This window comes from Alteromonas sp. ABH4_453 (assembly GCF_056160665.1).
On record NZ_JBSWXP010000008.1, the window covers coordinates 1 to 13,710 of the forward strand.

10 protein-coding genes and 3 tRNA genes are annotated in these 13,710 nt (G+C 43.6%); all 13 read left to right on the forward strand.

From position 1 onward, the window contains the following. The first annotated feature begins 346 nt into the window (after positions 1–346). The 13 genes from ovoA to ACXAGV_RS15825 all read left to right on the forward strand — a co-directional run bounded on the left by ovoA (position 347) and on the right by ACXAGV_RS15825 (position 13,706). Positions 347–2,458 carry a 5-histidylcysteine sulfoxide synthase gene (ovoA, locus tag ACXAGV_RS15765; protein ID WP_474874062.1) on the forward strand — a complete coding sequence of 704 codons (2,112 nt, stop codon included), beginning with the start codon at positions 347–349 and terminating at the stop codon, positions 2,456–2,458. A 154-nt stretch (positions 2,459–2,612) separates the two neighbouring features. After that, complete coding sequence (locus tag ACXAGV_RS15770) at positions 2,613–4,076, forward strand: aminotransferase class I/II-fold pyridoxal phosphate-dependent enzyme (protein ID WP_474874063.1); 1,464 nt, start codon at positions 2,613–2,615, stop codon at positions 4,074–4,076. Positions 4,077–4,283: 207 nt separating this feature from the next. After that, complete coding sequence (locus tag ACXAGV_RS15775) at positions 4,284–5,012, forward strand: pirin family protein (protein ID WP_474874064.1); 729 nt, start codon at positions 4,284–4,286, stop codon at positions 5,010–5,012. A gap of 180 nt (positions 5,013–5,192) precedes the next feature. Beyond that, entirely contained in the window at positions 5,193–5,837 is a 645-nt protein-coding gene (uvrY, locus tag ACXAGV_RS15780) for a UvrY/SirA/GacA family response regulator transcription factor (protein WP_474825759.1), read from the forward strand. 31 nt (positions 5,838–5,868) lie between these two features. Beyond that, a complete protein-coding gene (gene uvrC, locus ACXAGV_RS15785; RefSeq protein ID WP_474874065.1) occupies positions 5,869–7,686 on the forward strand; it encodes an excinuclease ABC subunit UvrC in 1,818 nt (605 codons plus the stop codon). Positions 7,687–7,808: 122 nt separating this feature from the next. Next, positions 7,809–8,381 (forward strand): CDP-diacylglycerol--glycerol-3-phosphate 3-phosphatidyltransferase, encoded by a 573-nt coding sequence (pgsA, locus tag ACXAGV_RS15790; RefSeq protein WP_474874066.1) that lies wholly within the window; start codon positions 7,809–7,811, stop codon positions 8,379–8,381. A gap of 169 nt (positions 8,382–8,550) precedes the next feature. Then, positions 8,551–8,626, forward strand: a tRNA-Gly gene (locus tag ACXAGV_RS15795). A 41-nt stretch (positions 8,627–8,667) separates the two neighbouring features. Then, positions 8,668–8,741, forward strand: a tRNA-Cys gene (locus ACXAGV_RS15800). Between the two features lie 59 nt (positions 8,742–8,800). Beyond that, positions 8,801–8,887, forward strand: a tRNA-Leu gene (locus ACXAGV_RS15805). A 248-nt stretch (positions 8,888–9,135) separates the two neighbouring features. Beyond that, positions 9,136–10,029, forward strand: coding sequence for a WYL domain-containing protein (locus ACXAGV_RS15810; protein ID WP_474874067.1), 894 nt, complete (start codon positions 9,136–9,138; stop codon positions 10,027–10,029). Further along, entirely contained in the window at positions 10,026–10,598 is a 573-nt protein-coding gene (locus ACXAGV_RS15815) for a DUF6933 domain-containing protein (protein WP_474874068.1), read from the forward strand. Before ACXAGV_RS15810 ends, ACXAGV_RS15815 begins: the two co-directional genes overlap by 4 nt. Positions 10,599–10,630: 32 nt before the next feature. Further along, the gene (locus ACXAGV_RS15820) at positions 10,631–12,283 is read left to right on the forward strand and encodes a class I SAM-dependent DNA methyltransferase (RefSeq protein WP_474874069.1); all 1,653 of its coding nucleotides are present in this window, start codon (positions 10,631–10,633) and stop codon (positions 12,281–12,283) included. Continuing rightward, entirely contained in the window at positions 12,273–13,706 is a 1,434-nt protein-coding gene (locus ACXAGV_RS15825) for a restriction endonuclease subunit S (protein WP_474874070.1), read from the forward strand. The genes ACXAGV_RS15820 and ACXAGV_RS15825 overlap by 11 nt, the downstream gene beginning before the upstream one ends. Positions 13,707–13,710 lie beyond the last annotated feature (4 nt).

The following is a 13,710-nucleotide window of genomic DNA, read 5'->3' on the forward strand; positions in this document are numbered from 1 at the left end:
GAGAGTTGGCAGAGCCCGGTTTAATGCACCTGACTTGAAATCAGACGTGGGGTCAAACCCACCGGGGGTTCGAATCCCTCACTCTCCGCCATATACAAGAAACCCGCACATTGTTGCGGGTTTTTTTATGGGTGAAATATTTTCTGATCTCATCCTGTCTGTATCTTGTAATTACAAAACATTTCATAAAAACCAAGTTATGTCGCGCTTTATTCACAAAAGCTTGATATATATAAAAAGGTTTACAATCAACTGAAATCTTTACGGCATATAAAAGCGGTGTACGTGTACGTATATCGCTGGTCCTACGCAGTTGGTAGTAATAACAAGAATTCAAGAGGACATCATGCAGGCAATGCCCACACTTAATCTTCGGGAAGGCACGGTTGAACAAAAAAGACGGGAAATAAAGGCGTATTTCCTCGACTCATTCAACACATATGAATCACTTTTCTCTTGCCTAGCGAATGACGAGGTCTTTTACGAACGACCTGAAAAACTGCGTCATCCGTTAATTTTTTATTTCGGCCATACCGCCACGTTTTTTATCAATAAGCTCGTGCTCTCAAAGGCTATTAACGAACGAATTAACCCAAAATTTGAATCGCTCTTTGCTATTGGTGTTGATGAAATGAGTTGGGATGATCTTAACGATGAAAATTACGACTGGCCGAAGGTGGAAGAGGTGCGTCAATATCGTAATCAAGTGCGCACATTGGTATGCGATTTAATAGATACCATGTCTTTCACCATGCCTATTGACTGGGAAAGTCCAATGTGGCCCGTTGTTATGGGAATAGAGCATGAACGTATTCATTTAGAAACCTCATCTGTTCTAATCAGACAGCTACTCATTGCATCGGTACGCCCCAGCCCAGAATGGCCTGCATGTAGCACTATGCAAACTAATGCTGAAGCGTTAGAGGCTAATGTTTTAATGACCGTTCCGGCACAGAAAGTCATAAATGGCAAAGCGTGGGACAGTGCTTATTACGGCTGGGACAATGAATATGGTTCTCAGCAAGAATCCGTTAGCGAGTTTAGTGCGTCTAAATTTCTTGTAAGTAATGGTGAGTATTTATCGTTTGTACAAGACGGCGGCTATAACAACGCAAAATACTGGGAGGCTGAAGGCAATAAGTGGCGTGAATACACTAAAGCTCAGTATCCTGTATTTTGGATTAAAAAGGGTGATGATTATTTATATCGCAGTATGCTTGAAGAGCATCCACTACCTTTAGATTGGCCTGTGGATGTGAATTATCATGAAGCGAAAGCGTTTTGTAACTACTTGAGTGAAAAAACGGGTGAGCTTATCCGTCTGCCGACTGAAAATGAATGGCAAGCGTTACGTCAGCAGGCTGGTGTAACACAAACCGTATACAGCGAAGGATTCAACATAGCGCTGCAAAAGTATGCGTCGAGTGAACCTGTTAATGTTAATAAGTCCGGCGAATTTTATGATGTTGTTGGCAACGTATGGCAATGGACAGAAACACCCATCTATCCGTTTGAGGGCTTTAACGTTCATCCTTTATATGACGACTTTACAACACCAACATTCGACAATAAGCATAACCTCATTAAAGGCGGTAGTTGGGTATCTACAGGTAACGAAGCAATGAAAGATAGTCGTTACGCTTTTAGGCGCCACTTCTTTCAGCACGCGGGGTTTAGGTATGTTCAAGGAAAGCGAGTTATAGCAGTGAACGATTTTGATTATGAAAGTGATACACAGGTTTCGCAATACAGTGAATTCCATTACGGCGACGAGTATTACGGCGTTCCTAATTTTGCTGAGGCCAGTGCGCAGTTTTGTATTAACGCTATGCAAGGGCGTCAACACGCTAAAGCGTTAGATTTGGGCTGTGCCGTTGGTCGGTCTACCTTTGAACTTGCAAAATACTTCGATCATGTCGATGGCATCGATTTTTCTGCACGCTTTATAAAAACAGCGTTTGAGATGCAAGAGCGTGGTGAAATACGCTATAACCTTATAGAAGAAGGTGAACTTACGTCGTTTAAGGCGCGCAAGCTCTCTGCGCTCGGTTTAGATGACAGTGTAGACAACGTTGCTTTCGCACAAGGTGATGCGTGTAATTTGAAGCCGCAATTCACAGGCTACGACTTGATCTTCTTAGGCAACCTTATTGATAGAGTGTATAGTCCAAGAAAGGTATTAACGGACATGGCCACTCGGCTAAATAAAGGTGGATTGCTCGTTGTCGCCAGCCCCTTTACATGGTTGGAAGAGTATACCGAAAGAAGTGAATGGTTGGGCGGCTATAAAGATGAAAATGGTGAAACGCTTAGCTCTACTCAGGCGCTTGAAGATGCATTAGGTCATAGCTTTAAACGAATTGCTGAACCTAAAGACATTCCATTTGTCATTCGAGAAACAAAGCGGAAATACCAACATACGCTTTCTGAATTTAACGTGTTTGAAAAGATAGAATAATGCTGTGTCTGTTAAAGCGCTGTGTCTATTAAAGCGTGTGTGCAGTATAAAGTGAGCGCGGTACGCGTGTTTCGCGCTTATAAATATAATAGATTTCAGAAGGCCTTTAGCCAATAGTAAATGCGCAAGGCTATATAAATAGGATAATGTGAAGGTGAGCAACGCGCTAAGCCATCTCCCCGTGTTCAACGCTATGCAAAGCGAGTTTATGCCTTACAAGGATGTATGGCAGGCACCTTCTCACCTGAAACTCGATCAAACCCGTCTTAAATATTCAGCGATATTTCGCCGCTTTCAGGGCGCGTCTTCATCTCAAGCGAACGTTGTCGCGTCTCAGCAAGACCCTATTCCAATGTGGATAGCGGATATGGACATCCCGCCTTGTGATGAAATTCTCAGCGCGATTACACAGAACCTTCGCTCTACTTACGGATATCAGTCCCTTGATATCGGTGACGCGGTAGCAAAACGTTTTGAGCGTACCACGCAAAAAAGTAGTCGCTTTAAAGTAGAAAGTGGCGATGTTGTGGATGTTGCGAGCGTAATAGGAGCAATAGACGTTGCGCTTCACACTTTTTGCCAACCTGGTCAAAAAGTCATGGTATTAACACCAACTTATTCCCCTTTAACAGAGGCTATTAAAAATAACGGCTTAACGCCAGTATCTATTCCAGTCATTCAAAACGCGCGTCAAATTCAGACTAAATTTTCTGAAGTTACCGCGACAAAGGGTAGCGACAAGAGTCGTCAGGAAGACGTCGAAGGTTCTTACTCAACTATAGATACTTCAGCCTTCGATAGTGCTGCGGCTGCATTCGTGATTTGCCATCCTAATAACCCTACAGGTACAGTGTTAAGTGCAGAAGAGCAGCGTGTGATTATGAGCTTCTGCGCCAAGAACGATATTTTAATGATCACTGATGAGGTGCACAGCGAGTTTGCATTTAACTCGTCAAATGAACCAACGCTAATCCCCATGTTTGGTGCAGAGATAAGCAATAAGAGCGAGAGGCGCCAAGAAAGTCAAAACGGTGGTAACATCCATACTCATCAACTGCCACGCATTATCCACATCAATAGCGTATCTAAGGCGTTTAACCTAGCGAGTATTCCAGGTGCATCGTATGCGGTCATTAAGGATAAAACGATCAGAGAGACGTTTGCCCAAGCTATTAATAGCAGGCACCTTAACGCAAGTAACTTAGGAAAAGTTGCGTTGATTGCCGCTTATGAGAAGGGAAGTACTTGGTTAGACAGCGTAAAAAGTGCGTTGAGCTTCAACCGAAAGCTTGTTGTGCGCTTCTTTGAGCACTATGGTTTATCTGTTAATTATACAATGGGCAGCGCTGGTTATTTCTTGTGGCTAGACCTTTCAACATTCCCTTCGCATTTAACACAGCCGAACAGTATCGCTTCTGTGGATGAAGCTCCTTTAGGTGACGCTTCTCGTCAACCTCTCAAATATTCACCCGTGACCACTGTGGAAGGATGTATTGAGCGCGGCGTGATAGGTAACGACGGCGCGACCTTTGGTTCTCCACACCATATTAGGCTAAATTTAGCCTGTCACCCTGCGGTTGTAGAAACCGCGCTGCATAGACTGTGCTTTATTTCTTAGCGTAGCTTAACCCGCATCTGTTGACCGATAGTTAGTTTAATTCTAAATATTAGAATAATAAGCTCAAATATATGACATTTAATTTCTATTAAAGAGGATTAAAATAGCCTTATTAAATAATTAGCCCTTAACACATGTTCTATCGCCCAGCGTTACTCCTGTTGGGCAGAAGAGTCAGTGGCGGCTTACGGTTATAAGGAATGCAAGATGATTTATCTGAGAGAAGCGAATGAAAGAGGAAAAGTGAACTTTGGCTGGCTAAAAAGCCAACATAGCTTTTCGTTTGGACACTATTATGACGCAAAACATATGGGGTTTTCAGCGCTACGGGTTATCAATGACGATGTTGTTCAGGCCGGTAGAGGTTTTGAAACCCATGGTCACAGAGATATGGAGATAATTTCGTATGTTGTGAGCGGTGCTTTAAAGCACAAGGATAATACCGGTAATGAGTACGTAGTGCCTGCGGGTGACGTGCAAGTAATGAGTGCAGGTAAGGGTATTATGCATTCGGAGTTTAACCCTTCTACTGAAGAGCCTGTTAACTTTCTGCAAATTTGGATTGTGCCCAATGAAAAAGGCGGTACGCCCAGCTATGCGCAAAAAACCTTTGGCACACATGCAGGTGGAAATAACCATGATTCAAAGCTTGAATTATTAGTAAGTGATGACGGTAGGGAAGGGTCATTACGCATTAAGCAAAATGCGGCAATCAGCCGTTTAACTTTGAAAGCTGGCGAAACATGGGAGCATGGCACTGAAGACCAAAAGGGTTACCTTCATATGATTAGCGGTAATGTACAGGCTACGGTAGACAGTGAAACGAATGCAGTTGAAATAGAGGCAGGCGATGCTTTGGGTATTTACGAGCAAGACATCATTCGTCTGAAAGCCTCAGAGGAAAGTGTGGCCTTGTGGTTTGAATTACCTAAATAGCTGCCTAAAAGTAATCTAGATCAATAATTTAGTTTCAAATTGTGTATCTCTACTTCACGAATTCTTATCTCGTGGTATGATGACTTGGATAAGGTTAAAGGCTGGTAATACTTCTCATTAATGAGCATTATCAGTCTTTATTCCAGTTGTATGTAAAACTGAAGTCAGTGAGATACTAGAGTGATAAAAATAATCCTAGCAGATGACCATGATTTGGTCAGAACAGGGATACGCCGGATTCTGGAAGACGTAGACGACTTTACTATCCTCGCAGAAGCGAAGAACGGTGAAGACGCGGTACTTTTGTGCCGAAAAAACGCGCCAGATGTTGTACTCATGGACGTGAATATGCCCGGTATTGGTGGACTGGAAGCGACAAAGAAAATTGTTCGTATGTCTGAAAATACGCGAGTTATTTGTGTTTCGATGCACAAGGAAAGTCCTATTCCAATGCAAGTTATGGACGCAGGCGCATACGGTTTTCTGTCAAAAGATGCTGAGCCAGACGAAGTAATACGCGCTATCCATAAAGTTGCGGCAGGACAAAAGTATGTTGATCAAGAAGTGGCCAATAGCATAGCCATCGGTAAGTTATTGCCTAGTTCGGATAATCCGTTTGACGAGCTATCGAGTAGAGAACTTACAATAGCAATGCGATTAACCGAAGGTCACAAAGTGCCTGATATAGCCCGAGAACTCAGTATTAACTCAAAAACGGTTAATACTTACCGTTACAGAATGTTTCAAAAGTTAGGTGTAAATTCTGATGTAGAGCTAACGCACTTGGCCTATCGTCATAAGCTTATCAATCCTAACACCTTTTAAGCGTCACTAGACGCGCAACGTCAAAGTGATTATGTCTGCATTTGATTCAGCAGCATTTCTTAAGAATCTAACCTCTCAACCTGGTGTGTACCGCATGTACAACAATCAGGAAGAGGTTATTTACGTAGGAAAAGCCAAAAACCTCAAAAAGCGTGTATCAAGCTACTTTCGTAGTAACCTTGATAACGCCAAAACCCGTTCGTTAGTCAGTCAGATTGCGAATATGGATGTTACGGTTGTAAACAGCGAAACCGAAGCGTTCTTGCTTGAGAACAACTTCATCAAGAAATACAAACCGCGTTACAACGTGGTCATGCGTGACGACAAGTCTTATCCTTTTATCTTCTTATCCGATCACGAACATCCTCGGCTTTCTTTCCATCGCGGCCCTCAAAAGAAAAAGGGCGAATACTTTGGCCCATACCCCAGTGCGTGGTCGGTGCGAGAAAGCTTGCGTTCAATGCAGCGAATCTTCCCCGTACGTCAGTGCGAAGATAGCTATTACCGAGCACGCAGCAGACCTTGTCTTCAGTATCAGATGCAGCGCTGCAGTGCGCCGTGTGTAGAAGGCTATGTGAGCGATGACGAATATAAAGAGCAGGTCAATTTTGCACGCTTGTTCTTGAAAGGTAAAAACCAGCAGGTCATTGGTGGGCTGGTGGAAAAGATGGAAGCAGCTAGCGAGGCACTCAACTTTGAAGCTGCTGCCCGTTACCGCGATCAGATTAATGCACTAAGAAAAGTTCAAGAACGACAGTGGGTTGCCGGTACTCAAGACGAAATGGATGTGTTTGGATTTGCGTTCAAAGGCAATATGGCGTGTATTCAGGTAATGTTTATTCGCGAAGGGCAGTTGTTAGGCAGCAAGGCCTATTTTCCCAAAGTACCCAACACTGCTGATGAACAAGAAGTTTTTGAATCTTTCTTCCTACAGTTCTATCTGGCGGGTAATAAAGTTATTCCCAAGCAGATAGTACTTAGCAATACATTAACTGACGAAGACGCGATAGCAGATGTACTAGCCAGTGAAGCGGGGCACAAGGTTCAGTTCTTTAAAGGGGCGAGGGAAGAGAAACGCAAGTACCTGCAGCTCGCGCAGTCAAATGCGCAAACTGCGTTAGATGCTCAATACAGTCAGCAAAAGTCTGTGTTTGCACGCTATCTCGACTTAGAAGCGGCACTGGAAGTTGATACGCCTATTCAACGCATGGAGTGTTTTGATATATCACATACGTCTGGCCAGCAAACGGTGGCTTCGTGCGTAGTATTTAATCGAGAAGGGCCACACAAAAGTGACTATCGCCGATACAATATAGAAGGCATTACCCCAGGTGATGACTACGCGGCCATGGCACAGGCGTTAAAACGTCGCTACAAGTCAGTGAAAGAAGTGCAAAAAATACCTGACCTTCTATTGATAGACGGTGGTAAAGGACAGCTTGCCCAAGCAGAAGCGTTTTTTGAAGATTGGCCCCATGATAAAAAGCCTATGCTGTTAGGCGTGGCAAAAGGCACCACTCGTAAGCCTGGCTTAGAAACGCTAATACTTGCAGGTAGCCATCAGGTTCTGCCGATGGACAGCCATTCGCCTGGACTTCATCTTATTCAGCATATTCGCGATGAATCACACCGATTTGCTATCACCGGGCACCGCAACCGCCGTCAGAAAGTAAAAACGACCTCGAGTCTTGAAAGTATTCCTGGTATTGGCGCTAAGCGTAGACAAACGTTGCTGAAGTTTATGGGCGGCTTACAAGGTCTTAAAAAGGCCAGTAAAGATGAAATAGCAAGTGTACCAGGCATTAGCCCAGAACTGGCGGATACTATTTACGACCACCTTCATCAATAAATGACTGAGTAACAAGCAATGCATTGCAAATTAAGGTAATGTGTTGTGGAAATGAAAGAAGCTTAGCTAAAAGCTACTGCGCTAAAACGCCCATAGAGGCATAACACCGAGACGTACTTTTTATGTGGACTGTTCCAAACTGTATTACTTTATTTCGAGTAATCCTTATACCTGTTTTTGTGGTTGTTTATTTTCTTGATTGGCGCTGGGCGCACGAAGCAGGGGCCTTTATCTTTTGGCTGGCGGCAATAACGGACTGGTTTGACGGCTATCTAGCAAGAAAACTACAGCAGTCTACACCCTTTGGCGCATTCTTAGATCCTGTAGCAGACAAGCTCATTGTGGGCGCTGCTCTTCTTATGATTACTCATAGTTATGCAAACCTGTGGATCACGTTGCCATCTATTGCGCTTTTGGTGCGTGAAATTTATGTGTCGGCGCTTCGCGAATGGATGGGTTCGAATGGCGTAAGAGACGCCGTTAAAGTGTCTTTTATAGGTAAAGCTAAAACCACTGCTCAAATGTTAGCCTTAATTGGGTTACTTTCAGGATTAGAAACCTTTATGGGCATAACTATTTATTGGGTTTCTTTAGGTTATATTCTTTTATATTTCTCAGCAGTGCTGTCAATTTGGTCAATGTTTGTTTATACAAAAGCGGCCTGGCCACACCTTCGAAGTGGCGCAGCAAAGTAGAATTGATCGCGGTTTAATCAAAGTGAATAAAAAAATAGCAAACGATCATAAAAAACCGCATTTATCTCAATTTAAACGCTTTTTTGTGTTGACAGTTTTGAATGGGTAGGTAGAATGCACCCCACATTTCGAGAGGACATCAACCAAACGAAATGGTCGATTAAGACATGCGGGAATAGCTCAGTTGGTAGAGCACGACCTTGCCAAGGTCGGGGTCGCGAGTTCGAATCTCGTTTCCCGCTCCAATCTCTTAGAGATGAGTTTTAATCACGCGCCAGACGCATCTGGCGGAATGGCAGAATGGCTATGCAGCGGATTGCAAATCCGTCTATCTCGGTTCGACTCCGGGTTCCGCCTCCAAACGCTGCAACGCAGCATCAGGTTCTACGCCTGACACCTTTGCTGAAAAGCAACCCGATGCCCGGGTGGTGAAATTGGTAGACACAAGGGATTTAAAATCCCTCGCTGGTAACAGCGTGCCGGTTCAAGTCCGGCCCCGGGCACCATTTCATAGTTTGGCTCTACCCCATAAACGGGGGATCAGCATTCACCTTACACGATTGTAACACCATCCCATCCACAATGGGTCATCACTCTTATTCGATAGTTCACATGCGGAGATGAAAGGTTGTAACTATTATCTACGTACTTTGTTTAAGCTATTGAATTTTATTAACATAAACAATCCGATCACTTTACAACCATACAGAAACAAACCATACTAGCCCTAAGTACAGGTTAGTAACTTGGTAGAATGCTCGAACAGATAAGTTATGCTCAAAAACAACGATTAGCCTACATAGATTTTTGTTTGTTGTTTAAAGGCTCGATTTACAGACAAGAAATTATAAACCGTTTCGAGATAGGTCTATCGGCAAGCTCTCGTGATTTCAGTATTTATAAAGAGCTGGCACCAACAAATCTGATATACGATACAGCAGACAAACGCTATTATCAGACATCTACTTTCAAACCTGTCTTCGAACACGATGCAAGGCGTACGTTAACCAAACTCGCCAACGATATCTCCGACGGGTTTGATGCAATAGGTGATATCCATTTCCCAGTAGAAGCGCCATCCAGTCTGAACGTACCTGACATCTTTATCGTTGCGCGCCTTGTTCAGGCCATTCTCAATAACAAAGCGGTTAGTGTTATTTACACGTCACTTTCTAGCGGTTCAGGAGCCAGAGAACTTGTACCGCACTCCATCGTGGACAATGGCCTACGCTGGCACGTTCGTGCGTTTGATCGTAAGAGTAAAAGCTTCCGAGACTTTGTGTTAACGCGCATTAGCAAGGTAACAATTAAAGACACGCCTAACGAAGATGAAAGCGCCCAAGCAGATACCGAATGGCAGCGCCTTATACCACTTCAGCTTGTGCCGCATCCAAAGAATGTTGAACATCCTACCGCAATAGAAATGGATTACGGCATGGAAAACAAGCAACTTCTTATCGAGGTACGAGCGGCAATGGCTGGTTACCTGTTAAGGCGGTGGAGCGCGGACTGTACCGAGCGAGGGACATTAAAAGGTGCGGAATATCAACTTTGGCTGCAAAACCGTTTTACGCTCAACAATGTGCAAAACTTGGCGATTGCACCGGGGTATGAAGCAAAAGATGACGGAAGCGGAGGTGGTAATTGATCCTCCATTGTACCAAGAAGCTTTACGCCAAACTGCCTGAGAAGGTGAAAGCTACAGAACAACCTGCGACTGCTATTGGCATTCAGGCACAGTGGCTAAACTGGCACGCAAACCTCATCACTATTCTGCGAAGACAATGTGTAGTCGCCGTGCATGATGCGACACGTTTCACTTTGTTTATCCCATGCCTTACCAAGAAAGACTTAGCAAACCTTGATTGGCATTTTAACGATGTGTTTATTAACACCTTGCTGAAAAGTGATATACCACCTGAGCTAGTTAATGTCGCCGTGACGAACTACCAACCACTCACGTTCGATACAAATTGTAATCGTTCGGTTCAAGGTACGATGAATCAGGTGGCTCAGGAAATAGATTATGGGTTGTATTACAAAAACACCTCGGTAGCAGATATCAGCCCCTACCGATACAGTGCAGACTTAAGCCACAGGCCTTGTGGAGTAAAAGGCCAGAAAGATTACATATGGCCAGATAGAGAAATGGCCAAGTTACTACAAAAATTACCAAATACAAATGCCGATAGTGCAGCAAGTACGAACCTGCATTAGTGGCGAATGGAATAAGAATACGGACACAAGCAATGAGTAAAACAACGAAAAAGTCATCAGCCAATAAGAAAGAAATCGTCTTTGAAGAAGCTCTATGGGATGCAGCCAATAAGCTTCGTGGAAGTGTTGAATCAGCAGAATATAAGCACATAGTTCTTAGCCTTATATTCCTCAAATTCATCAGCGATAAGTTTGAAGCCCAACGAGAAAAGCTCAAAGCAGAAGGCATGGGCGACTATGTTGATATGGTCGAGTTTTACACTAAAGATAATGTGTTCTACTTACCTGAAGAAGCCCGCTGGTCGACAATTCAAAAACAAGCCAAGCAAGACGATATCGCGGTTAAAATTGACACTGCATTACATACCGTAGAGAAAACCAACCCATCGTTAAAAGGCGCATTGCCGGATAATTACTTTTCGCGTTTGTCGTTGGACGTAAGCAAGCTCGCCGCACTCATTGACACCATTAATAACATCAACACCGTGGCTAACGAATGCGACATGAGCGAAGAAGACTTAGTAGGTCGAGTTTATGAATACTTCCTTGGTAAGTTTGCCGCTAACGAAGGAAAAGGCGGTGGCGAGTTCTATACACCAAAATCTGTGGTTACCCTGATCAGCGATATGTTAGAGCCCTACAAAGGCAAGATATACGACCCGTGTTGTGGCTCAGGCGGTATGTTCGTGCAGTCGTTAAAGTTTATCGACAGTCACAAAGGCAATCGCAAAGATATTTCCATTTACGGTCAGGAATATACCAACACCACTTATAAACTGGCGAAGATGAACCTCGCAGTTCGGGGTATCTCTGCCAATCTCGGTGACATTGCCGCAGACACTTTCTTTAAAGACCAACACCCAGACCTAAAAGCCGATTACATTATGGCGAACCCACCGTTTAATCAGAAGCAGTGGCGTGCCGACAATGAACTCACCGACGACCCTCGATGGGCAGGCTTTGACGTACCGCCAACAGGTAACGCTAACTATGCGTGGATCATGCACATGATTTCTAAGCTTAGTGAGCACGGTACGGCAGGCTTTGTGTTAGCGAACGGTTCAATGAGCTCTAACACCAGTGGTGAAGGTGCTATTCGTCAGAAAATCATCGAAAACGACCTGGTCGATTGTATGATTGCGCTTCCCGGTCAGTTGTTTTACACCACACAAATTCCGGTCTGCTTGTGGTTTATCAGCAAGAACAAACGTGAAGACAAAGCGCGTGGCTACCGCAACAGACAAGGCGAAACGCTGTTTATCGATGCCCGAGAAATGGGCAGTATGATTAGCCGTGTGCATAAGGAACTAACTACCGAAGATATCGCCAAAATCGCCAACACCTACCATGCATGGCGACAGGATAGCCAATCCATCGCACAGGCACTCGCAGAACAACAAAACGATGCCCCCACACAAGAGCTGCTACAAGAACACAAGGAGCTCAATGCTTATGAAGACGTTGCAGGTTTTTGTAAATCGGCAACCTTAGAAGAAATCAAAGCCAACGATTACGTGCTAACGCCTGGTCGCTATGTCGGTGCTGCTGCTATTGAGGATGATGGAATTCCGTTTGAAGTCAAAATGCGCGAACTTAGCGAAACTTTATTCAGCCAAATGGACGAAGCTAAGAAGTTAGATAAGGCGATTTTACAGGGCTTTGAGGAGTTGGGATATGGAGAGTAGTTGGAAAACTTACAAGCTCGGTGATTTAACTAAATGGTCGTCAGGTGGAACCCCAAAAAAAAGTGAAGCTTCATACTGGGGGGGAGATATACCTTGGATAAGTGCTTCATCTATGGATGGGCATCTATACAGTGACTCAAAATTGAGGATAACTAATAAAGGTCTCGCAAATGGTTCTAGATTGGCACCCAAAAACAGTATTTTACTATTAGTTCGCGGAAGCATTCTACATCAGAAAATCCAAGTAGGGTTGGCAACAAAACCTGTAGCTTTTAATCAAGACGTAAAGTGTCTAGTACCGGATGAAGAAATTCTAGACCCTTGGTACTTACTTTTATGGTTTAAAGCTAAAGAACAAGAGTTGTTGACATTGGTTGAAAGCACCGGAATAGGAGCGGGTAAATTTGATACAAAGTTATTATCTGAATATCCAATAGATATTCCTCCCGCGAATGAGCTGAAAAAAATAAGAGAATTTGGTAAAGCACTCTTCGATAAATCAACTAATATCGTAAACACTAACCAAATCCTAGATCAAATGGCGCAGACGCTTTTTAAAAGCTGGTTTGTTGATTTTGATCCAGTAGTGGATAACGCGTTAGCAGCAGGCAATCCAATACCCGACGAATTAGCCCATCGTATTGAAGTTCGCAAACAAGCCCATGCATTACCCGCTTCTCTTGAAGGCAAAAGGCAGCCATTGCCAGAACATATCCGAAACCTATTCCCGAGCGAGTTTGAGCAAACAGGTGAGCCTGCTGTTGGTATAGATGGGTGGGTGCCAAAAGGTTGGCAAATAACTAGCATGCATGAAATGGTTGAGACAATCTCTAAGACTTATAATCTAAAAGAAGTTAATGAAGTTATTTTCCTTAACACCGGCGATATCGAATCCGGAAAAATACTTCATAATGAATACTCACCAACAATCGGGTTGCCGGGGCAAGCTAAAAAAACAATTAAAAAAGGCGATATTTTATACAGTGAAATCCGACCACAGAACAAAAGATATGCGTTCGTAGACTTTGATGCAGAAGAGTACGTTGTATCGACTAAGCTAATGGTTTTGAGAGCTAAAGAAGGAATTGAACCTCTATTGCCTTACTTTTTGTTGACGCAAGAAGAGACTATAAATGAACTTCAAAGGATCGCGGAGCATCGTTCAGGCACATTCCCACAGATAACATACAAGGAATTGTCGAAAGTTCTAACCATATTACCTCAAGAAGCGGAACTAGTAACCATATTTGTCGAACAGTATCTAAAGGCGAGCTACGCTAAAAAAGCATCATTGGCTCAGCAAAATACGCAACTTACCAAAATAAGAGACACATTATTACCCAAACTCATATCAGGCGAGATTCAGTTAGCCTCGAAGGAAAAGAATAACACTAACCAAGGGCAAGAATTACAAGGAATGTAACCAT